Here is a 22,300-nt window from a genome sequence, read left to right on the forward strand (position 1 = left end):
GGGTGCGCGGAGCCCCCCCACATGCCCCGCGTGGCGGGGCGCGCCGGGCGCCCCCGGGGGCCCGCCGCCGGGCGCGCGCCCCCCCCCCCCCCCCCCCCGCCCCCCGCCCCCGCCCCCCCCCCCCCCCCGGCACTACCCGTTACAGCCGCTCGCCGGATTCCGGGTTGAAGAAGTGCAGGCCCTGCGGGTGGATCGCCACGCGGATCTGCTCGCCCACCGCCGGCAGCGACTGCGGCGCCACGCGCATGGTCAGCGCGTGCTGGCCACTGCTCAGGTTGACGAAGATCTCGTTGCCGACCGGTTCGATGCCTTCAATGCGTGCGACGAACGCATGCGCATCATCGGCAGCCGCCGGTTGCAGGTGTTCCGGACGCACGCCCACCGCGATCGGCTTCTGCAGCCATGCCGGATCGATCGTGGCCTGGCCCAGCGGTGCGCGCCATTCGCCGTCGACCACGGTCACGCCGCCGGCATCGCCCTGCAGCGTGCCACGCAGCACGTTCATCGCCGGGCTGCCGAGGAAACCGGCCACGAACAGATTGGCCGGGCGGTCGTACAGCGCCATCGGCGTATCGATCTGCTGGATGATGCCGTCCTTCAACACCACGATGCGCTGGCCCAGGGTCATTGCTTCGACCTGGTCGTGCGTCACGTAGATCATGGTGGTGCCCAGCTTGCGATGCAGCTGCGCGATCTCGGTACGCACGCTGTGGCGCAGCTTGGCGTCGAGGTTGGACAGCGGCTCGTCCAGCAGGAACACCGCCGGCTCGCGCACCAGTGCACGGCCCAGCGCAACACGCTGGCGCTGGCCACCGGACATCGCCTTGGGCAGCTTGTCCATCATCTCGGTCAGGCCCAGGGTCTGCGCTGCTTCGGCGATGCGCTTGTCGATGGTCGCCTTGTCATGCCCGCGCAGCTTCAGGCCGAAGGCCAGGTTCTCGGCCACGGTCATGTGCGGGTACAGCGCGTAGCTCTGGAACACCATGGCGATGTCGCGGTCCTTCGGCGCCACGTCGTTGACCACGCGATCACCGATGGTCAGCGTGCCGCCGCTGATCTCCTCCAGGCCAGCCACCATCCGCAGCAGGGTCGACTTGCCACAGCCGGACGGACCGACCAGCACCATCAGCTCGCCATCGGCGACCTCGAAGCTGGCGTCCTTCACCGCGACCTGGCCGTTGTCATAGACCTTGCGCACACCCTGCAACTGCACTTTTGCCATATCACCTATCCGGTCCGCCCGAAGCCGGGCTGTCTTTTGGGACTGCCTCGGCCCTCCCGATGGCAGTGATGATTGCGCGCCCGCCGCATGACGGCGAGCACTGCAATCGAATACAGTTGCCCATTCTGCCATGTAAACGTTTTCACGTGGCACTATCCGAGGATCGGTGCGCACCGATCTGCGTCGGCGGTTGAACGAAGGTTCCGCCGAGGCAGTGGTTTCGAATGGAACGGTCTTCCGCTACCCCGGAGATCGCACCTGACGAACCTCGGACAGGCAGTTGCGCGGATGTCCCCCGAACCCAGCCATGAAGCGATTGACAACGATGTCACCCGGATCTGAAACTCGAGCGATGCACGACACCCTCTTCCTGTTCGGTGCCACAGGTGATCTGGCCCAGCGCTACCTGTTCCCTTCGCTGCTTCGCCTGCTTGGCGACGGCCTGCTGCCGGAGGACTTCCGCATCCGTGCGCTGGCCCTGTCCGGGCATGACACCGAAGCCTTCCATGACATCCTGCGGCCGCGCCTGCAGCAGGCCATGCCGATGGCCACGCAGGACGACATCAGCGCCCTGCTGCGCCGCATCGACTATCGTTCGGTGGACCTGCGCGACGTCGACTCGGTTGCCGCCGCGGTCTCCGACCTGGTGCACCGCAAGTGCGTCAGCTACCTGGCCATCCCGCCGGGCCTGTACATCTCCACCTGCGAAGGCCTGGCCAAGGGCGGCGCCCTCGCCGCACCGGCACGCCTGATGCTGGAGAAGCCGATCGGCAGCGACAGCGAGAGCGCCGAGGAAATCATCAGCACCATCGGCCAGTGGATCGACGAGGACCGCGTGTTCCGCCTCGACCACTACCTGGGCAAGGCCGCAGTGCAGAACCTGATCGCGCTGCGCTTCGGCAACACGCTGCTGGAAGCGGTGTGGAACCGCAACTACATCGAATCGGTGCACATCCTGGTGGCCGAGAGCGAAGGCGTGGATGGCCGCGACGCCTACTACGCCCGCTCCGGCGCGCTGCGCGACATGGTGCAGAGCCACATCCTGCAGCTGCTGTGCATGGTGGCGATGGAGCCGCCGGCCTCGCTGGAAGCCGACCGCATCCGCGACGAGAAGGTCAAGGTGCTGCGCGCCCTGCGCCCGCTCGATGCCAAGCACGCCGCGCGTGACAGCATCCGTGGCCGCTACACCGCCGGTACCATCAACGGCCAGCCGGCCCAGGCCTACCAGCCGCCGGAAGGCAGCGACGTGGAGACCTTCGCCGGGGTCACCGCGCATATCGACAACTGGCGCTGGAGCGGCGTGCCGTTCCACCTGGTCACCGGCAAGCGCCTGCCCGAACGCACCACCCGCGTGGTAGTCACGCTGAAGCCGGTCACCCACTGGCTGTTCGAGCGCCCGCAGCGCGCGCAGGCCGCACCGAACCGCCTGGTGTTCCAGCTGCAGCCGCAGGAAAACATCGAACTGGGCCTGATGAGCAGCCTGGCCGGCCCGGAATGGGGCGCGCTGGAGCTGCATCCGCTGGAACTGGAACTGTCGGTGCCGACTGGCCTGCACCGCCGCATCGCCTACGAACGCCTGTTCCTGGATGCCTTCAACGGCAACCACACGCTGTTCGTGCGAGATGACGAAGTGCGCGCCGCCTGGGCGTGGATCGACAGCGTCGCCGACGCCTGGAAGGATGCCAATCTGCCGCTGGAACCCTACCCCGCCGGCCAGTGGGGCCCGGCCAACGCGGGCGAGTTCCTGCCGCAGGGCGTGGACGCGCCGGACAGCGGAGCGTCGGCATGAGTGCCAGCTCGCAGCCGGTGCTGGTCGCCGACATCGGCGGTACCAACGCCCGCTTCGCCCTGGCCGACACCTCGCAGGACGCACCGCTGCAGAAGGACAGCATCCGCGAGTACGCGGTGGCGGAGTTCCCGTCGCTGGGTGATGCCGCGCGCCACCATCTGGAACAGATCGGCGCCACGGCCAGCCGCGGCGTGTTCGCGGTGGCCGGTCGCGTCGACGGTGACGAAGCGCGCATCACCAACCACCCGTGGGTGATCTCGCGCAGCCGCACCGCCGCCATGCTCGGCTTCAACGAACTGCACCTGATCAACGACTTCGCCGCACAGGCGATGGCGATTTCGCTGCTGCAGCCCGATGACGTGGTCCAGGTCGGCGGTGCCGCCTGGGTGCCGGGCAAACCCGGCCAGCCGCGCAACTACGCGGTGATCGGGCCGGGTACGGGCCTGGGTGTCGGTGGCCTGATCCTGCGCCACGGCCGCTGCTACCCGCTGGAAACCGAAGGCGGCCATGTCAGCTTCCCGCCGGGAACCCCGGAGGAGATCCGCATCCTGGAGATCCTGTCCGAACAGTTCGGCCGCGTCTCCAACGAGCGCCTGATCTGCGGCCCTGGCCTGGTCAACATCCATCGCGCCGTATGCGAGATGGCCGGCATCGATCCGGGCCAACTGCAGCCGGTGGACGTGACCGCCCGCGCCCTGCACGGTGACCCGCAGGCGATGCGCACCGTCGATGTGTTCTGCGCCGTGTTCGGCGCCATCGCAGGCGACCTGGTGCTGACCCAGGGCGCGTGGGACGGCGTGTTCCTGACCGGCGGGCTGACCCCGAAGATGCTCGATTCGCTGCAGCACTCCGGGTTCCGCCAGCGCTTCGAACACAAGGGCCGCTTCTCCTCGATCATGGCGCGGGTGCCCTCGTTGGCCGTGATGCACTCCCACGCCGGACTACTGGGCGCCGCCGCCTATGCCGCCGACGCCGAACGTGACGCACCTGGAGTTGCCGCATGAGCCCCACCACCTTCCACGACGACCGCATCGAGTTCATCCAGCACGGCGATGCCGATGGCTGGATCGAGGCGGTGGCCGCCGAGATGGCGCAGACCCTCAACCACGACATCAACGAAGTGGGCCGCGCCCGCATCCTGTTGTCCGGCGGCACCACGCCGGCACCGGTGTACCAGGCGCTGGCCGAACTGGACGTGCACTGGGACCGCGTGGAAGTGAGCCTGGCCGATGAGCGCTGGCTGTCGCCGCAGGATCGCGACAGCAATGCCTGGCTGGTGCGCGAGAATCTGCTCAAGCGCGCCGAAGGTGCGCATTTCGATCCGCTGGTGCGCATCGGCAAGCCACTTCCGGAATGCGTGTACACCGCCAACCTGCAGGCGCAGCACAGCCAACCGCCGAGCCTGGTGGCGCTGGGCATGGGCAACGACGGCCACACCGCCTCGCTGTTCCCCGGCTCGAAGGACCTGGCCCGCGCACTGGAAAGCACCCTGCCCTACGCGGCGCTGGATGCCACCGGCTGCCCGGGCGCGAACCAGTGGCCGCTGCGCATCACGCTGACCCCGCATGGCCTGCGCCAGTGCCGCCAGCGCCTGCTGCTGCTGCGCGGCAAGCAGAAGCTGCAGGTACTGCGCCAGGCGCTGGACAGCAATGACGCCCAGCAGTACCCCATCCTCAATGCGATCAACCTGGACGGCGCGCGCCTGCGCGTCCACTGGGCTGATTGATGTTGGCGGCGGCGCCGTGCCGCCGCTTGCCTCTCGCCACCACGAACGCCGGTAGCCAATGAGCCTCCATCCGCAACTGCAAGCCATCACTGAGCGTGTCATCCGCCGCAGCGCCGCCTCGCGCGCCGCCTACCTGGCCGCGATCGACGCCTCCCTGCGTGAAGGCCCGTTCCGCAGCCGCCTGAGCTGCGGCAACCTCGCCCACGGGTTCGCCGCCTGCGGCGGCACCGACAAGAGCCGCCTGCGCGGCGGCGTGACGCCGAACCTCGGCATCATCACCGCCTACAACGACATGCTGTCGGCGCACCAGCCGTTCGAGACCTATCCCGAGCAGATCCGCGAGATCGCCCGCGAGCTGGGCGCCACCGCACAGGTGGCCGGCGGCGTGCCGGCGATGTGCGACGGCGTCACCCAGGGCCGCGGCGGCATGGAACTGTCACTGTTCTCGCGCGATGTGATCGCGCAGGCCACCGCGATCGGGCTCAGCCACGATATGTTCGACACCACCGTCTACCTCGGTGTGTGCGACAAGATCGTGCCGGGCCTGCTGATCGGTGCGCTGGCCTTCGGCCATCTGCCGGCGGTGTTCGTGCCGGCCGGCCCGATGACCCCGGGCATCCCGAACAAGCAGAAGGCCGAAGTGCGCGAGCGCTATGCCGCTGGCGAAGCCACCCGCGAAGAACTGCTGGAAGCGGAGTCCGCGTCGTACCACGGCGCCGGCACCTGCACCTTCTACGGCACTGCCAATTCCAACCAGGTACTGCTGGAAGCGATGGGCGTGCAGCTGCCGGGCGCATCGTTCGTCAATCCAGGCACGCCGTTGCGCGACGCCCTCACCCGTGAAGCCACCGAGCGAGCGCTCGACATCACGGCACTCGGCGACGACTTCCGCCCGTTGGGCCGGATCATCGACGAGCGCGCGATCATCAACGCGGTCATCGCACTGATGGCCACCGGCGGTTCGACCAACCACACCATCCACTGGATCGCAGTGGCGCGTGCGGCCGGCATCGTGCTGACCTGGGACGACTTCGACGAACTGTCGCAGCTGATCCCGCTGCTGGCCCGCGTCTATCCGAACGGCGACGCCGACGTGAACCGCTTTGCAGCTGCCGGCGGCCCGGCGTTCGTGTTCGGCGAACTGATCAAGGCCGGCCTGATGCATGGCGACCTGGTCAGCGTGGCGCGTGGCGGCATGACCGACTATGCGCGCGAGCCGCAGCTGCGCGACGGCCAGCTGGTCTACCTGCCGGGTCTGGAACGCAGCGCCGACGAAGAGGTGGTGCGTGGCGTCGACAATCCGTTCGAACACCAGGGTGGCCTGCGCCTGCTGCGCGGCAACCTCGGCAAGTCGCTGATCAAACTGTCGGCGGTGAAGCCGCAATACCGCACGATCGAAGCACCGGCGGTGGTGGTCGATGCGCCGCAGGTGTTGAACAAGCTGCATGCCGGCGGCCTGTTGCCCGAGCATTTCGTGGCGGTGGTGCGTTACCAGGGCCCGCGTGCGAACGGCATGCCGGAACTGCATTCGCTGGCGCCGCTGCTGGGCCTGCTGCAGAACCAGGGCCGGCGCGTGGCGCTGGTCACCGACGGCCGCCTGTCCGGCGCCTCGGGCAAGATTCCTGCGGCGATCCATGTGACGCCGGAAGCGGCGCGGGGTGGTCCGCTGGCCAAGGTTCGCGAGGGCGACATGATCCGCCTCGATGGCGAGGCCGGCACGCTGGAAGTGCTGGTGGACGCAGCCGAATGGGCTGCGCGTCCACTGGCACCGAACACGGCGCCTGCCGCGCATGACCTGGGCCGCAACCTGTTCGCGATCAACCGCCGCGTGGTGGGCCCGGCCGACCAGGGTGCGATTTCGATTTCGTGCGGGCCGGCGGCGGCTGATGGTGGGCCGTGGGACTACGATGCGGAGTATGAGCTGGGGCACGATGCCGCGGCGGCGGCGGCGCCGCATGAGGCGAAAGACGCCTGAAGCGAAAAGCCGCGGCAGGCTTCCCGGCTTGGGCAGTAGAGCGCCCTGGCCGGGACACGCCGTAAACCCATCCATGGGGGCTCGATCGCGGCATCCATGCCGCTCACGGTCCCGGCCAGGGCGCTCTACTGCCCTTGGACAATTCCCGGCGCGTCATTTGCGCTGCGGCCACTGAATCAAGAAGAGCAAAGGCAAGGGCAAAAGCATGGGTATCGAACAACATCAGGTGAAGGCGGCGGAGCTGTTGCGTGCGGCGGGCATCCTGCCGGTGGTGACGATTCATACGCTGGACCAGGCGCGCGCGGTCAGCGCGGCGCTGCTGGAAGGTGGCTTGCCGGCCATCGAGCTGACCCTGCGTACGCCGGTGGCGATGGAAGCGCTGGCGATGCTCAAGCGTGAGCTGCCGGACGTGGTGGTGGGTGCCGGTACGGTGCTGACCGTGGAGCAGATGCAGCAGTCCATCGATGCGGGTGCGGATTTCCTGGTGACCCCGGGTACGCCGCCGGCGCTGGCTGATGCACTGGCCGCTGCGCCGCTGCCGGTGGTGCCGGGTGCGGCAACGCCGACCGAGCTGCTGTCGCTGTATGCGCGGGGCTTCCGTGTGTGCAAGCTGTTCCCGGCCACGGCCGTGGGTGGGCTGGCGATGATCAAGGGCCTGGCCGGCCCGGTTGCCGACCTCAAGCTGTGCCCGACCGGTGGCATCACCGAAAACACCGCCGCCGAATACCTCGAGCAGAAGAACGTGGTCTGCATCGGTGGTTCGTGGATGGTGCCGGGCAACTGGATCGCCGACGGCGAATGGGACAAGGTGCGCGCCAGTGCCGGCGACGCGGCAAAGATCATCAAGCGCGTGCGCGGCCACTGAGCCCGACAAAGGTGTAGAGCCGAGCCCACGCTCGGCTCCGGCATCATCAAGGGTCAGAGCCCTTTCCCACCGGGAAAGGGATCCGACCCCAGGCGACGAGCGCGCACAGCGCGCGACCCGCTCCTGCTCTTCCTTCATCATTCCGCGGTGGACGCGCACGGAACCTGTCCGTGGCCACGCGGAGGGATTGCGCAGGGGCGTAAGCGCCATGGATGGCGCGCCCGAGCCTCCAGGGATGGATTCACGGCGTCCCCTGCGCAATCCCTCCGCAGGGCCAACCCCACGAATCCTGCCGCACACCGCGAGGGGCTCAGCCGTTGGCCGAAACCCTTACAGCGGCCGTGCCGGATCCACCAGCCCGTACTGGCTGGCCATCCGCGCCAACGCGATGTTGTCGTGGATCCCCATCTTCTCGAACAACCGCGCCTTGTGCGTGTTCACCGTCTTCGCACTCAGGCTCAACCGCCGCGCGATGTCTTCCTGGCGCAGGCCCTGGGTCAGCAGCAGTGCCACTTCCAGCTCGCGCGGTGACAGGCTGTCGAACGGCGAACCGTTGCCTTCCACCGTCGACAGCGCCAGGTTCTGCGCGATGCTGGTGCCCAGGTAACGGCGGCCACCGGCCACGTCACGCACCGCGCGCAACAGCTCCTGCGCATCGCAGCCCTTGCCGATGTAACCGGCGGCGCCAGCCTCGAGCAGCCGCTTCGGCAGCGGGCCATCTTCCAGCACCGACACGATCACCACGCGGGTATTGCGGTGGCTGCGCACGATGCGCTCGGTCACTTCCATGCCGCTCACACCCGGCAGGTGCAGGTCACACAGCACCACATCGGGCAGCAGCTGGCGGACTTCACGCAGCGCGTCTTCGCCGGTCTCGGCTTCGCCCACCACCTCGATGTCGGTTTCCCCCGACAGAATCATCTTCATCCCGGTGCGGACCAGCGCGTGGTCATCCACCAGGTAGACTCGAATCGTCATTCACGTACCTCTTCGAATGCGGCCATTGCAGGTCAAGCTAGGCAGGGTGCCGATACCCCTGCAAGCGCGTTCGGAATGCGACCCCGGCAATCTGCCTTGCGCATCACACTACCGCGCGTTGTGCTTGCCCCCTGTCTTGCAGAACCTGCTGCAACGAAACAACTGATCTATCACGTAGACGTCCCTCAAGGGCCATCCACGTCAATCCCCCTGTGATGATGCTTCGCTGGCCTTCGCTGGCGGCGAGCCGTGACGTCGCCATGGGTGCCGGCGACTGAACATGACCAGATAGCACCCTACCACCCAAACCAGCGCGGCACACCATCCGGCCAGGATATCGGAGGGGTAATGCACCCCCAGGTAGACCCGGGACACGCTGACCAGCAGGCTGAATGCCGGTGCCAGCAGCAGCACCGGCCAGCGCCAGCGGGTGTTCCAGGCCAGCAGTACCAGGGTCACTGCCAGGGTCATCGAGCCCATCGCATGGCCGCTGGGGAAGCTGAACGTCGATTCCGGCGCGATCGATTCCCACAGGCTGGGGCGCTGGCGCTGGAAGAAGTGCTTGCTGCCCATGTTCAGCAGCGCCGAGCCGACGAAGCTGACCGCCACGAAGGTCGCCTCGCGCCACCGCCGGTAGCCCAGCAGCACACCGATGATCAGCACGTCGGCCGGGATCAGGAACCATTCGTAGCCCAGTCTGGAAATGAGCACGAAGAAGCGGTCCAGCAGCGGCGAATGCAGGCCATGCATCTGCCACAGCAGCGGCGCATCGAAATGGAACGATTCAAACTCGTGCACCTCGTCAGCCAGGGCGACGAAGCCGGCCAGCGGCAGCAGCACGCCACCGAACAGCAGGACCAGGCGCCAGGCATTGCGCGCCATCCAGTGGCGGAAGCCGGAGGCGGACTCCGGTGCAGCGAGGATCGCAGGCTTATCCGGCGCTTCGGACATACTTGTGTTCGACGTAATCGTCGATCAGGGCGACGAATTCCTGGGCGATGTTCTCGCCACGCAGGGTCACCTTCTTTTCGCCATCGACGAATACGGGCGCAGCCGGGGTTTCACCGGTGCCCGGCAACGAAATACCGATGTTGGCGTGCCGCGACTCGCCCGGCCCGTTGACGATGCAGCCCATCACCGCCAGGGTCATGTTCTCCGCACCCGGGTGGTGGATCTTCCACAGCGGCATCTTCTCGCGCACGTGGTTCTGTACCACCTTGGCCAGCTCCTGGAAGAACTCGGAGGTGGTGCGGCCGCAGCCCGGGCAGGCCGTGACCAGCGGCGTGAAGGCGCGCTGGCCGGTGGTCTGCAGCAGCTCCTGGGCGACGATCACTTCCTGCGTACGCGACTGGCCCGGTTCCGGGGTCAGCGAGATGCGAATGGTGTCACCGATGCCCTCCTGCAGCAGCACGCTCAGCGCCGCGGACGAGGCGACGATGCCCTTGCTGCCGATACCGGCCTCGGTCAGGCCCAGGTGCAGGGCGAAATCCGAGCGCTGGGCCAGGTCGCGGTACACCGCGATCAGCTCCTGCACGCCACTGACCTTGGCCGACAGCACGATGCGGTCGCGCGGCAGGCCGAGCTCCACCGCCTGCTCTGCCGAATCCAGCGCCGAGCGGATCAGCGCCTCGCGCAGCACGCGGCCAGCGTCCCAGGGCTGCTCACGCAGGTTGTTCTCGTCCATCAGCCTTGCCGCCAGGGCCTGGTCCAGCGAGCCCCAATTGGCGCCGATGCGCACCGGCTTGTTGTAGCGGATCGCGAACTCGATCAGCTGGGCGAATTGCAGGTCCTTCTTCTTGCCGAAGCCGACGTTGCCCGGGTTGATGCGGTACTTGGCCAGCGCTTCGGCACACGCCGGTTCGGCGGTCAGCAGCTGATGACCGTTGTAGTGGAAGTCGCCGATCAGCGGCACGTCGATGCCCATCATCGCCAGCTTGTCGACAATGCGCGGGATCGCCGCAGCCGCTTCCACGGTGTTGACGGTCAGCCGCACCATTTCCGAACCCGCACGCCACAACTCGGCCACCTGCTTCACGCTGGAGGCCACGTCGGAGGTATCGGTGTTGGTCATCGACTGCACCACGACCGGCTTGCCTCCGCCTACGGTGACCCCGCCGATCTGGACGGCATGGGTCTGGCGGCGGGGCCAGGCAGTGGCATCGGAAGGGGGCGTCGGGCGGGTAACGGCGTCGTGCATGGGCGCATTCTACCGCCCGCCTCCGCATTCCGGGTGACTCGCATTCAGCCGGCGGCACGGCTGCGGCCGATTGTCGCAGGCACGGTCACGCGTGAACGCATACGATGAGCGTGAATGACCGGTCCCGACGCCCCGTTTCTCCGAACCCTGTGCAGCCTGCGCTGGCTTGCCGTAGGTGGCCAGGCCGCCACCATCCTGGTTGCCACCTGGGTGCTGGGCCTGCCGTTGCCGCAGCTGCCATTGTGGGCGGGCGTGGCCGTGCTGACCCTGTTCAACATCTACACCCAGCTGCGCCCGGAGGCGGCCGACACCGCGCCACTGACCGCATTCGGCCACATTCTGGTGGACGTGATCATCCTGACCTGGATGGTGGGCTGGAGTGGCGGCATGGCCAACCCGTTCAGTTCGCTGTTCCTGATCCTGATCGCGCTGGCCGCGTTCGCCCTGCCCCTGCGCTGGGCACTGGCGGTGGCGCTGGCCTGCCTGCTCGGCTACGCCGCCAGCGGCATCTTCGGCCAGTCGCTGCCGGATGGCTATTTCCGCGCCCAGGACCTCAACCGCTGGGGCGTGGTCGCCAATTTCCTGATTTCCGCAGCGGTCGTGCTGACCTTTTCCACCCGCCTGGCACTGGCGCTGCGCCAGCGCGAACTGGAACTGTCGGCCCTGCGCGAACGCTTCGCCCGCAACGAGGGCATCGTCGCCCTGGCCACCCATGCCGCCTCGGTGGCGCATGAACTGAACACGCCGCTGGCGACCATGACCCTGCTCGCCGATGACGTGGCCGAGCGCAGCGAAGAGCCCGAAGTACGCGAAGACATGGAAACCCTGCGCGAGCTGCTGGTGCAGTGCCGCGAGCGCGTGCTGGCGCTGGCCGCACCGGCCTCGGCCGATGCACCGGGTCGCAGCCACTCCAGCGCCCAGCAGGTACTGGAACAGTGGCGCCTGGTGCGGCCGACCATCGACCTGCATCGCAATGACGATGCGCCGCTGCGGCTGCCACTCGACCCGGGCGTGGGCCATCTGCTGATGGTCCTGCTCAACAATGCCGCCGATGCCGGCGAGCAGGCCGGCCGGCCGCGCGTGGACCTGGACCTGCGCATCGAAGGCGACGACCTGATCGGCGAAGTCCGCGACTACGGCCACGGCTTCGACGCCCGTGCCGCGGTGCTGCCGGGCAAGCTGTTCGGCAGCAGCAAAAGCGAGGGCATGGGCGTCGGCCTGGCCCTGTCCCATGCCACCATCGAACGCCTCGACGGCGAGATGTGGATGCGCCCGGCCCAGGGGGCCGGCAGCCGCGTCGGCTTCCGCCTGCCGCTGGCCCCACGCGAGGACACCCCATGAGCCTTCATCATTCCACCCTGGGCCTGCTGGTCGACGACGACGAGCTGTACCTGCGTACCCTGCAGCGCAGCCTGGCCCGCAAGGGGCTTGAAACGCAGACCGCACAGGATGCCGCCAGTGCGCTGGCGCTGGCCCGCCAGCATCCGCCGGCGTTCGCGCTGATCGACCTGAAGCTGGGCAGCGATTCCGGCCTGGCACTGATCCAGCCGCTGCGTGCCCTGCGCGCGGACATGCGCATCCTGCTGGTGACCGGCTACGCGAGCATCGCCACCGCCGTGGAGGCGATCAAGCTCGGTGCCGACGACTACCTGCCGAAGCCGGCCACGGTGCCGATGATCCTGCGCGCGCTCGGCGAGGAAGACGACGGCCCGGCCGACGATGGCGAGATGGAAGTGCCCGACGCGATGACGCCGATCAGCCGCCTGCAGTGGGAACACATCCAGCAGGCGATGCACGAGACCGGCGGCAACGTGTCCGCAGCCGCCCGCCTGCTCGGCATGCACCGGCGTTCGCTGCAGCGCAAGCTGGCCAAGCGGCCAAGCCCGGAACGCGATCCCAGCCGTTGATCGCCGGACCCGTCCGGCTCAGACCTCGGCCAGCACTGCTCGGTCCTGCGCGGCGCTGGAGCGCGACGCCGTCGCATCGACCCGCGCCGCTACCGTCTCCTGCAGCAGCGGCGACGGCAGCGTGCAGGCCGGATGCATGCGCAGGAAGCCATAGATCGTACCTGCCAGACCGATCATCAGGCCCGGAGTAAAGGCCGCGCGGGTCAGCCCGCCGACCATGCCCTGGTGCTCCTCGATCGAAGAAACGATCTCGATGGCGGCCTCGTCCTGCGGATAGGGACATCCCTCCGGATCCAGCGCAGCCGCCAGCACCAGCAGCTCCCGGGTGGACACATCGCCATGGCACAGGGTGTGGCTGAACCCCCATTTGCCGCGCGCGTCGGCCACAGCCCGCCGCATGTCACGCAACTGCGCGGGATCGCCGGTGCGGGCGTACAGATCCGCCGCCGCCAGACCGATGCCAACACTGCCATGGCACCAGGTCGGGAAATTCTTCTGCCCGTCCTCCAGGTGGATATCGCGCCAGCGCCCGGTATGCGACTCGAACAGCGCCGCCTGGAACGCAAAGGCTCCTTCGGCCAGCTGCCGCCAGGCGGCCCGCTCAGGCACGCTGCCGGCATCCGAACGCGCCAGCCGTGCCAGCGCCCAGCCCATGCCCATCGCGCCGTGGCCAAAGCCACCGATCGGCTCGCGGAACTGTGGCGTCGGCCAGCGTGCGCCGTCGGCATCGACGATCGCTGCTTCCTGCATGCGGCGCCCGGCTACAGCCGCCAACTCCAGCCAGCGCGATCTGCCGGTGGCCTCGGCCAGCGCCAGCAACGGCAGGATCATGCCGGACACGCCATCAATCAGTTCGAATTTCACCGGCCCCTGGAAACCACGACGTTCCACTCCTTCCGCACAGCGCTCGGCCAGCGCGAGCAGTGCGGGGCGCTGCAGCAGATCATGCAATGCCAGCAGGGTCCAGATCTGCGAGCCCGAGCCGACGAAACCACCATCGATCCCGGCGGGATGGCGCTCGCACATGGTCTGGAACACCGCAATGGCGCCTTCGATGGCCGGATCCAACCCAGCCACCGGATCGGCACGTCCCTGCTCCACTTCCCGGCGGTAGGCCGCCAGCGCGAACGCAATGCCTCCCAGCCCGAAATACAGGTCGGGCTGCACCGGCTGGACGGTCCATCCTGTGCGGGTCACCTCGGGCGTGATCCAGGTCATCGAACCGTCTTCACCGTGCACGGCAAGCCGCAGAAGATTCTCCACCGCGTGTGCCGCAAGCGTTCGTCGGCGCAGGTCCAGATCGTCCGCGCGAGGCTGCTGCGCGGCGTAGCTATAGCCGGACCGAGCCTCGGCGCGGGCCAGCGCGTGCTGGTTCAGGTCGGTGGCCACCAACGTGCTGCGGATGGTCACGTCTTCGAGGTCGATGCGCATCGAACGCCAGTTGTCGGCGATGGAGCGGATGCGGGTCGCGTCCAGCTGTGAAGTGAAGATCGGAATGTCACCGTGGCGCAGGTCGTCCACTTCTCCACGTACGGTTTCCAGGTCCGATGGCGCAGCCGGTGACACCGCTGCATTGCGCACCAGCAGATCGATCGCGCGTTCAACCGCCTGGGCTTCCTTGTGCAGCGATGCCGGATGCCAGAGCATCCGCCCGAGCTCGGCGTAGGCCATGGTCGGCCGCCGCACATCGCGCACCTGGCAGCCTTCGAAACCGGCCAGCAACGGCATCAGTTCGCCCCTGGCATCCAGCGCACGCAGGCGCCCGCTGGCATCGACGAAACCCACGCTGATGTGGTCCCAGTACAACGACACATCGGGCTGGGGGCTCGGATGGTTCTGTGCGATGGCGACCTCTGCCTCGACCAGGCCCAGCCGCGCCGGCGCCGTCCCGTCTTCGATGATCACCGGCACCTGCACGCGCGGCTGCTCACCCGGCAGTGCGCCGGCGGCGGACAGGTCCACGCCTTCCATGCCGAGGCCGGTGGTGCGGAACGGTACGATACCGGTGCGCAGCACCGAATTGCGCATCAGCTTGACTGCCGTGTCATAGGCATCGCCCAGACCGGATGGTTCGACGTCGATGACCTGCGAGAACACGCTTTCGGCGTCGACCACCACCGGCACCGGCCCGACCGCGATCAGGTTCTCCAGATGGATGTCGGTCCCGCCCACCAGGCGCAGGATGGCCAGCCAGTGACCGAGACCGCGGTAGTAGGCGCGCAGCTCTTCGTCACCGGAACAATAACGGTGCTCGGCAAATGCAGCCCAGCCGTGGCTGCCACGATCCACCACGCGCGGCACGCGTACCCGGCCAGGGCCCTCGCCGAAGACGGCTTCAAGCAGGCCATCAAGCGTGGCATCGATGCGCAGCGAGCGCGGCTTGTACATCAGCGTACCGCCGTCGAACTGCAACCGCGCCACGGTCCGGCCGCCACCGTGCAGGTCACCGCGCCCCAGCGACACGGCACGCAGCGATCCTGCCGGACTGCCGAGCAGGTCCGTCAGCAGCGCACGATCACGGCCGATGCGCGCGGCCAGCTCCACCACAGCCGCACATTGTCCTTCGAGCATGCGCGACAGCCGCGGCAGCAGCACCGGGTAGCGTCGCTGCAGATGCTCATGGAAGCCCTCGCCGGTGGCGAGGGCCACGAATTCGTCCAGCGCACCGGCGCCCTCAAGCGGGCCGATGTCACCACCGCGCGCGGCCGCATGCAGTTCCAGCAGCAGTACGCGGTTGAGCTTGAGCTGGGCATGTTCACGAAGCGCCGCATCGCCCTGCTCATGCAGGAGTGCGCGCTCGTCTGGCCGCAGATCGATGGCGGGGTCATGCAGGCCAGCCGCCAACGCGGTGCGCGCGTCGACAAGAAAATGTTCGGTGATGCGCGCAAACGCGGCCGCAGCCGGAGAAGCGGTCATTACGCCCCCTGCAAAGTGTCCAGAGTCTGTTCCAGTCGCCGGCACGCAGCGCAAGCCGCTGCGTGCCGGCTCGGGCTACATCAACAGCACAGGCAGTGATTGACCACCGACATCGTGGTGGTGCACTCGGTACCGCCACCGGTGATCAGGGTGTCGGAGGCCGACGTGAGCGCGGACTCGGTGGCCCCAGCGCCATAGATGAACAGCGAACCCGCAGGGTTGGCACACCCATCCACATCGTCCGAGCCATTGAGCCAGCCGGACACAACATCGTCGTTCAGATCCATTCGCAATCTCCTGTCATTCACAACATGAGGCGTTGAGGACATGGATCAATTCCACGTCCCTTCGGATACGGCCAGTCCCTGGCATCAACATCATGCTGCGAGCGATACTGGATGACAGGTACAGCCGCCCGTGCACACTGCATCCGCGTGTGAAGTGCGTCAAGCTGCGCTGCGGCAGGACGCACGAATACGCTGCACGTGCAGTACGGAAGTGACGTGGAATGAGTGGCCGCGCCGCCATTCCTGCGCGACCGGATCGAAGGCAACCGGAGAGGCATCGGATGGCCGGCCGGCGCCGGCACATCCGCAGGCCCGGTCAGCCCTTCAGCTGCGCCAGGATCTCGCGGGTCATCGGATCGGCAATCGCCACATCCTCACCCTGCAGCGCCGGCAGCAGACCACTGGCCAGCTGCTTGCCAAGCTCGACACCGAACTGGTCGAAGGCATTGATGTTCCAGATCACCGACTGCACGTACACGGCGTGTTCGTACATGGCGATCAGCGCACCCAGCGCCTGCGGGGTCAGCGCATCGAGCAGGATCAGCGTGCTCGGGCGGCCGCCCGGGTAATCACGGTGCGGGTCGTCGCTGCTCTGGCCATTGGCCAGTGCTTCGGTCTGCGCCAGCAGATTGGCCAGCAGGGCCTGATGATTGATCGTGTAGGGATCATCGTTGTGCACGCAGCCGATGAAATCTGCCGGAACGATGCTGGTGCCCTGATGCAGTGCCTGGAAGAAGCTGTGCTGCACATCGGTGCCCGCGCCGCCCCACCACACCGGCACGGTGTCGGTGGTGACTGGCTGGCCGTCACGCTGCACGCGCTTGCCCAGGCTTTCCATCACCAGCTGCTGCAGGTAGGCCGGCAGCAGCGCCAGGCGCTGGTCGTAAGTCATCACCGCATGCGTGGCATGGCCCAGCAGGTTGCGGTTCCAGATGTCGGTCAGGCCGTGCAGCACCGGCAGGTTGCGCTCCAGCGGTGCATCCAGCGCGTGCGCATCCATCTGCGCGGCGCCGTCCAGCAGCTGCTCGAAGCGCTCGAAACCGATCGCAAGCGCGATCGGGAAACCAACGGCCGACCACAGCGAATAACGGCCACCGACCCAGTCCCACATCGGCAGTACGCGATCGGCGGCGATCGCGAAGGCCTTGGCGGCGCGATCCGGATTGGCGCTGACTGCATACAGGCGCTCGCTGCCACCCAGCCAGTCGTGCAGGATCTGGCCGTTGAGCAGGGTTTCCTGCGTACCGAAGGTCTTGGAGATGAGGATGCCGGCGGTCTTCGCCGGATCCAGCGTGGCCAGCGTGCGCTGCATGGCGGCGCCGTCCACGTTCGATACGAAATGCACGCGCAGGCGCGCGCCGGTGACCGGGCGCAACGCATCGGCGACCAGGCGCGGACCGAGATCGGAACCACCGATGCCGACGCTGACCACGTCAGTGACGCCGCTGTCTTCCAGCGCACGCACCAGCACGCCCATGCGCTGGCGGATCCCGCGCGCGGTGGCATAGGCCTCGGCTGCCACCGGCGCATCGACCACGTCGCCGCGCAGCGCGGTATGCAGCGCGGCGCGACCTTCGGTCAGGTTGACCTGCTCGCCACGGAACAAGCGGGTGATGGCACCACCGACATCACGGTCGGCGGCCAACGTGAGCAGGGCCTGCAACGCCGCGGCATCGTATTTCTGCCGCGCGAAGTTGACGTACAACGGACCGACCCGCAGCGCCAGGTCCTGCACGCGGCCGGGTTCGGCGGCGAGCAGGCTGGGAATGCTTGCGCCCTTCAGGCGCTGGGCGTGGGAATGCAGCGAGTCGAATCCGTTGTTCGTTGTCATGCGGCCTGGGTCGGGATCGTGTCGTTGGTGTGGGAGATCTGGTTCTTGCCATCAACGTACACCAGCTTCGGCTTGAAGCTGTCAGCTTCCTGCTCGGTCATGCTGGCGAACGCGGCGATGATGATGATGTCACCGACCTGCACGTGGCGCGCAGCACCACCGTTGAGCGAGACAACGCCGCTGCCGGCTTCGGCGCGGATGGCGTAGGTCGAGAAGCGCGCACCGTTGGTCACGTCCCAGATGTGCACCTGCTCGAACTCGCGGATGCCGGTGGCAGCCAGCAGGTTGTCATCGATGGCGATCGAGCCTTCGTAGTTCAGCTCGGAATGGGTGACGGTGGCGCGGTGGATCTTGGTCTTGAGCAGGGACAGGTGCATGGGGGCGCTGCAACGGCAAAGGAAAGAGCGGATTCTAGCACCCGCTTGGCCATCGTCAGGGGGCCGCAGCAGGACGCTGAAGGCTGTTCAGGCCCCCTCCCCCGGCGGCGGCGGCGCGGCATGCCCGGAACGGCCCTCCAGAGACAGCCGGAACACCGTATGGAAGGCCAGCCCGGCGACCAGGCCGAAGCCACCTGCGGCCAGCACCTGCAAGGCATAGCTGATCACGTCGAAGGTGTCGACATAGCGCAGGCGCTGCAGCAGCGGACCATTGTCCGCGCCCGGCCAGGTGCAGGTGGCCATGGCCAGCGCGCCCAGCCCGAAGCCGACCAGCACGAATCCAGTCCGGCGCAGCCGCTGTTGAGACTGCAGGATCAGCGCCATCGGCAGCAACACCGCGATCGCATTGCACACGGCCAACACGAACATCAGCCCACCGCCGGTAAGCGCAGGCATCGGCGTGCGCCTGAATTCAAGCGCGAACAACAGGCCGCCAAACAGCTGGGCCGGCAGCATGCCGGCGGCCAGCACCGCCAGGATCGAGGCCTGGGCAAGACGGCCGGTATCGGTGCTGGGGGTCTTCATTACCGGTCTCCCGTCCGTGGGAAGTCGAGAGGCGCCCGTTGCGGGCGCCCCGGAGCCGCATGCGGCTCAGAACTCCAGGTTGTCTATCAGGCGCGTGCTGCCCAGGCGTGCGGCGATCAGCGCCACGCGGCCACCGCCGTCGAAGGTCGGCTCGGCCAGCTCCGGGGTCCGCAGCACCGCATAGTCGACCTGGAAACCGGCCACCTGCAATGCCGCCGTGGCGTCGGCCTCGATGCGATCACGTGCCTGCCCGGCCACGTAGCCTTCGCGCATGCCCAGCAGGGTACGGTGGATGGTGGTCGCAAGCGGGCGCTGTTCGGCGCTCAGGTACTGGTTGCGCGAACTCTTGGCCAGGCCATCCTCGTCGCGCACGATGTCCGCACCGACGATCTGGATCGGGAACGACAGCTCGGCCACCATCTGGCGGATGACCGCCAACTGCTGGTAATCCTTGCGGCCGAACACGGCCACATCCGGCTGCACCTGCAGGAACAGGCGCGCGACCACCGTGCACACGCCATCGAAGTGACCCGGGCGGCTGGCGCCTTCCAGCACTTCACTCACGCCCGGCGCGTGCATGCGCGTGGTCTTGTCCACGCCCAGCGGGTACATCGCCTCGACGCTGGGCAGCCACACCGCATCGCAGCCGGCCTGCTCCAGCCCGGCCACGTCGGCCTCGGGCGTGCGCGGGTAGCGGCTGAAATCCTCGTTCGGCCCGAACTGGGTCGGGTTGACGAAGATGCTCGCCACCACCTTGTCGGCGTACTGGCGGGCCAGGGTCACCAGCGAATGGTGACCCCCATGCAGGTTGCCCATGGTCGGCACCAGCGCCACGCGCAGGCCCTCGCGCTTCCACTGGGCGATCTGCCCGCGCAGTGCGCCGAGCTCGTTGAAGGTCTGGATCATTGGGCGTAGGCGTGCTGTTCGTCGGGGAAGCTGCCGTCGCGCACGGCGTCGGCATAGGCGCGGGTGGCACCGGCCACCGAACCGCCTTCGGCAAGGAAATCCTTGACGAACTTGGGACGGCGATGACCACTGTCCAGGCCGAGGAAATCATGCAGCACCAGCACCTGGCCATCGCACTGCGGGCCTGCGCCAATGCCGATGGTCGGCACATCCACCGCAGCGGTCACTTCGGCGGCGACCGGAGTCGGCACGCATTCGAGCACCATGATGCTGGCGCCGGCAGCGGCCACAGCCTTGGCATCTTCCACCAGCTGGCGCGCGGCATCGCCACGACCCTGGATCTTGAAGCCGCCCAGTCGCAGCACCGACTGCGGGGTCAGGCCCAGATGCGCGCAGACCGGAATCTCGCGCTCCACCAGGTAGCGGATGATGTCGACCTTGAAGCCGGCACCTTCGATCTTGACCATCTCGGCGCCGGCCTGCAGCAGCTGCAACGAGGCATCCAGCGCGCGCTCCGGGGTGGCATCGGCGCCGAACGGCAGGTCGGCCACCAGCAACGCACGCTGCAGCACGCGGGCCACGGCGCGGGTGTGGTAGACCATGTCGGCCACGGTCACCGGCAAGGTCGAATCATGGCCCTGCACGACCATGCCCAGCGAATCGCCGATCAGGATCAGGTCGACGCCGTTGGCATCGAAAGTGCGGGCGAAGCCGGCGTCGTAGGCGGTCAACATGACCAGCTTCTGGCCATTGCGCTTGGCCTCGGCCAGGGCGGGAACGGTCCAGGGCTTGCTGTCTGCGTGGGTGCTCATGTGCTGATAACCGGGGGAGATAACCCGGGCATTATCACCCTATCGGCGCAATCCCGCAGGCATCCACCCGCATCACTGCATCCCGCACGCGGCCATGGCCGGGAATGGCCAGATCCGGCGCGATTTCGGCCAGCGGCACCAACACGAAGGCACGCTCGTGCAGGTAAGGATGCGGCACCTGCAGACCAGGCTGGTCGAGCACCTGCGCGCCATACAGCAGCAGGTCCAGGTCCAGCGCGCGCGGGCCCCAGTGCACCGCCGGATCGCGTACGCGACCAAAACGCTGCTCCAGCGCCAGCATCGCCTGCAGCAGCGTATCGGCGGGCAGCGTGGTCTCGACCGCAGCCACCGCGTTGACGAACGGCGGCTGGTCTTCATTGCCCCAGGCCGGCGTGGCGTACAGCCTTGAGGCTTGGCGCAGGCGGGTATCGGGCAGGCCATCGAGCGCGGCAATCGCCGCGCCGACGGTGACGGCCGCGTCGCCAAGGTTGGCGCCGAGGCCGATCCAGGCGAGGGTCATCGTTTACTCGCCAGCCGCACCGGCCGGGGCACCCGGACGACGGCGGCGACGGCGGCGCTTGCGCGGTGCCCCGCTCTCGTCATCCCCCTCTTCGCTGTGCATCACGTCCAGCGACGACTCCAGCTCACGACCGGACTGCGCCTGCGCCTCACGCCAGAACTCGACATCGGCGGCGTGCTCGGCCGAGGCCACCTGGCGCAGGCTGAGGAAGTCGAACGCAGCGCGGAAACGCGGATGGGTCAGGGTACGGAACACGCGCTTCCGCTGGCGCGAGCTGAAGCGCGACTGCAGCAGCCAGATTTCCTGCATCGGCAGCGAGAAGCGGCGCGGCAGCGCGATGGTGCTCAGCTGCTGCACCGTGACGCGGTCGGCCGCACGGCGCTGCGCCTCTTCCGGTGCCACGCCCTGCTTGAGCAGGGTTGCCTGGGCCCGGCAGAACGCCGGCCACAGCAGCAGCGCAAACAGGAACGCGGGCGAGACTGGTTCATCGTTGGCCACGCGGGCATCGGTGTTGGCCAGGCCCTCCACCAGCATGCGGCGCAGCGCGCCGGTGCGGTTGGACTTCAGCGCCTTGGCGCTTTCAGGGAACAGCACGTCCAGCAGGCCGTAGCGCTCAAGGCCTTCGAAGCTGGCCACGCCGTGCCCGGACAGGAACAGCTTGAGCACTTCCTCGAACAGGCGCGCCGGTGCGGCTTCGTTGAGCAGGCCCGCCAGGTGCGGGATCGGCGCGGCGGTGCCCTCTTCGATCTGGAAGCCGAGTTTGGCCGCCAGGCGTACCGCACGCAGCATGCGCACCGGATCTTCGCGATAACGCTGCTCGGGGTCGCCGATCAGCTTCATCAGGCGCGCCTGGACGTCTTCGAAGCCGCCGGTGTAATCGCGCACCGAGAAGTCCTCGATGGCGTAGTACAGGGCGTTGCAGGTGAAGTCGCGGCGGATGGCGTCGTCTTCGATTGTGCCGTACACATTGTCGCGCACGAGCATGCCGTTTTCCATCTCGCGGTCGCCGCTGCCGTCATCGCTGTTGGCACGGAAGGTGGCGACTTCGATGATCTCGCGGCCGAACACGACGTGGGCGAGGCGGAACCGGCGACCGATCAGGCGGCAGTTGCGGAACAGCTGCTTGACCTGTTCGGGCGTGGCGTCGGTGGCCACGTCGAAATCCTTGGGTTGGCCATTGACCAGCAGATCGCGCACCGCGCCGCCGACAAGGTAGGCGCCGAAGCCGGCATCGCGCAGGCGATAAAGCACGCGCAGGGCGTTCGGGCTGATGTCCTTGCGGGAGATCGTGTGCTGGTCGCGCGGGATGACGCGCAGGCTGAACGGTGATGTAGCAGAGGAAATGATGTTGGCGCTTCCGGTTGAAGTTTCGGGATTGCCCAATGGCATCGAGGTGCATATACTAGC

Annotated in this window: 20 protein-coding genes; 7 read left to right on the plus strand and 13 right to left on the minus strand. The window is 67.7% G+C overall.

The features are described 5' to 3' along the window. Window positions 1-139: 139 nt before the first annotated feature. The gene (locus AC5O77_RS19035) at window positions 140-1,222 is read right to left on the minus strand and encodes an ABC transporter ATP-binding protein (protein WP_149909423.1); all 1,083 of its coding nucleotides are present in this window, start codon (window positions 1,220-1,222) and stop codon (window positions 140-142) included. Between the two features lie 352 nt (window positions 1,223-1,574). Between AC5O77_RS19035 and zwf the strand changes: the two genes are divergently transcribed. The 5 genes from zwf (at window position 1,575) to eda (ending at window position 7,577) form a co-directional block, all read left to right on the plus strand. Further along, complete coding sequence (zwf, locus tag AC5O77_RS19040) at window positions 1,575-3,011, plus strand: glucose-6-phosphate dehydrogenase (RefSeq protein WP_494507068.1); 1,437 nt, start codon at window positions 1,575-1,577, stop codon at window positions 3,009-3,011. Continuing rightward, complete coding sequence (gene glk, locus AC5O77_RS19045) at window positions 3,008-4,015, plus strand: glucokinase (RefSeq protein WP_494507069.1); 1,008 nt, start codon at window positions 3,008-3,010, stop codon at window positions 4,013-4,015. The genes zwf and glk overlap by 4 nt, the downstream gene beginning before the upstream one ends. Continuing rightward, window positions 4,012-4,737 carry a 6-phosphogluconolactonase gene (gene pgl, locus AC5O77_RS19050; protein WP_049423528.1) on the plus strand — a complete coding sequence of 242 codons (726 nt, stop codon included), beginning with the start codon at window positions 4,012-4,014 and terminating at the stop codon, window positions 4,735-4,737. Before glk ends, pgl begins: the two co-directional genes overlap by 4 nt. Window positions 4,738-4,795: 58 nt before the next feature. Then, window positions 4,796-6,712: a phosphogluconate dehydratase gene (edd, locus tag AC5O77_RS19055; protein ID WP_423163450.1), complete on the plus strand. Its 1,917-nt coding sequence runs from the start codon at window positions 4,796-4,798 to the stop codon at window positions 6,710-6,712. 205 nt (window positions 6,713-6,917) lie between these two features. Beyond that, on the plus strand, window positions 6,918-7,577 hold the full coding sequence (gene eda / locus AC5O77_RS19060) for a bifunctional 4-hydroxy-2-oxoglutarate aldolase/2-dehydro-3-deoxy-phosphogluconate aldolase (protein ID WP_494507070.1): 660 nt from the start codon (window positions 6,918-6,920) through the stop codon (window positions 7,575-7,577). A gap of 330 nt (window positions 7,578-7,907) precedes the next feature. On the opposite strand, the gene AC5O77_RS19065 is transcribed toward eda, so the two are convergent. The 3 genes from AC5O77_RS19065 to ispG form a co-directional block, all read right to left on the minus strand. After that, window positions 7,908-8,555 (minus strand): response regulator, encoded by a 648-nt coding sequence (locus AC5O77_RS19065; RefSeq protein WP_004153112.1) that lies wholly within the window; start codon window positions 8,553-8,555, stop codon window positions 7,908-7,910. Window positions 8,556-8,756: 201 nt separating this feature from the next. Next, window positions 8,757-9,506 carry a phosphatase PAP2 family protein gene (locus tag AC5O77_RS19070; protein ID WP_032128858.1) on the minus strand — a complete coding sequence of 250 codons (750 nt, stop codon included), beginning with the start codon at window positions 9,504-9,506 and terminating at the stop codon, window positions 8,757-8,759. After that, window positions 9,487-10,752 carry a flavodoxin-dependent (E)-4-hydroxy-3-methylbut-2-enyl-diphosphate synthase gene (gene ispG, locus AC5O77_RS19075; RefSeq protein ID WP_180838578.1) on the minus strand — a complete coding sequence of 422 codons (1,266 nt, stop codon included), beginning with the start codon at window positions 10,750-10,752 and terminating at the stop codon, window positions 9,487-9,489. Before ispG ends, AC5O77_RS19070 begins: the two co-directional genes overlap by 20 nt. Window positions 10,753-10,866: 114 nt before the next feature. On the opposite strand from ispG, the gene AC5O77_RS19080 reads away from it, so the two are divergent. Together AC5O77_RS19080 and AC5O77_RS19085 are read left to right on the plus strand one after the other, a co-directional pair. Beyond that, window positions 10,867-12,093 (plus strand): ATP-binding protein, encoded by a 1,227-nt coding sequence (locus tag AC5O77_RS19080; protein ID WP_094000016.1) that lies wholly within the window; start codon window positions 10,867-10,869, stop codon window positions 12,091-12,093. Then, the gene (locus AC5O77_RS19085; protein WP_012510702.1) at window positions 12,090-12,659 is read left to right on the plus strand and encodes a response regulator transcription factor; all 570 of its coding nucleotides are present in this window, start codon (window positions 12,090-12,092) and stop codon (window positions 12,657-12,659) included. Before AC5O77_RS19080 ends, AC5O77_RS19085 begins: the two co-directional genes overlap by 4 nt. A gap of 18 nt (window positions 12,660-12,677) precedes the next feature. Here the strand turns inward: AC5O77_RS19085 and AC5O77_RS19090 are convergent, their stop codons facing one another. From AC5O77_RS19090 to pcnB, 9 genes are all read right to left on the minus strand, one after another. Then, window positions 12,678-15,575 (minus strand): type 2 lanthipeptide synthetase LanM family protein, encoded by a 2,898-nt coding sequence (locus tag AC5O77_RS19090; protein WP_478057045.1) that lies wholly within the window; start codon window positions 15,573-15,575, stop codon window positions 12,678-12,680. 80 nt (window positions 15,576-15,655) lie between these two features. Continuing rightward, window positions 15,656-15,862, minus strand: a complete 207-nt coding sequence (locus tag AC5O77_RS19095; RefSeq protein WP_049400943.1) for a DUF6229 family protein — start codon at window positions 15,860-15,862, stop codon at window positions 15,656-15,658. A 316-nt stretch (window positions 15,863-16,178) separates the two neighbouring features. Further along, window positions 16,179-17,693, minus strand: a complete 1,515-nt coding sequence (gene pgi, locus AC5O77_RS19100; protein WP_107432910.1) for a glucose-6-phosphate isomerase — start codon at window positions 17,691-17,693, stop codon at window positions 16,179-16,181. Further along, the gene (gene panD, locus AC5O77_RS19105) at window positions 17,690-18,070 is read right to left on the minus strand and encodes an aspartate 1-decarboxylase (protein ID WP_032128853.1); all 381 of its coding nucleotides are present in this window, start codon (window positions 18,068-18,070) and stop codon (window positions 17,690-17,692) included. The genes pgi and panD overlap by 4 nt, the downstream gene beginning before the upstream one ends. Before the next feature lie 87 nt (window positions 18,071-18,157). After that, window positions 18,158-18,655, minus strand: a complete 498-nt coding sequence (locus tag AC5O77_RS19110; protein WP_049400941.1) for a hypothetical protein — start codon at window positions 18,653-18,655, stop codon at window positions 18,158-18,160. A 66-nt stretch (window positions 18,656-18,721) separates the two neighbouring features. Further along, window positions 18,722-19,561 (minus strand): pantoate--beta-alanine ligase, encoded by an 840-nt coding sequence (gene panC, locus AC5O77_RS19115; RefSeq protein ID WP_478057046.1) that lies wholly within the window; start codon window positions 19,559-19,561, stop codon window positions 18,722-18,724. Next, window positions 19,558-20,373 (minus strand): 3-methyl-2-oxobutanoate hydroxymethyltransferase, encoded by an 816-nt coding sequence (gene panB, locus AC5O77_RS19120; protein ID WP_005416119.1) that lies wholly within the window; start codon window positions 20,371-20,373, stop codon window positions 19,558-19,560. The genes panC and panB overlap by 4 nt, the downstream gene beginning before the upstream one ends. A 34-nt stretch (window positions 20,374-20,407) precedes the next feature. Beyond that, window positions 20,408-20,893: a 2-amino-4-hydroxy-6-hydroxymethyldihydropteridine diphosphokinase gene (gene folK / locus AC5O77_RS19125; protein WP_032128850.1), complete on the minus strand. Its 486-nt coding sequence runs from the start codon at window positions 20,891-20,893 to the stop codon at window positions 20,408-20,410. Between the two features lie 3 nt (window positions 20,894-20,896). Further along, complete coding sequence (pcnB, locus tag AC5O77_RS19130; RefSeq protein ID WP_032128849.1) at window positions 20,897-22,276, minus strand: polynucleotide adenylyltransferase PcnB; 1,380 nt, start codon at window positions 22,274-22,276, stop codon at window positions 20,897-20,899. Window positions 22,277-22,300 lie beyond the last annotated feature (24 nt).

The sequence above is a fragment of the Stenotrophomonas sp. INTA L402-1 genome, assembly GCF_059295135.1.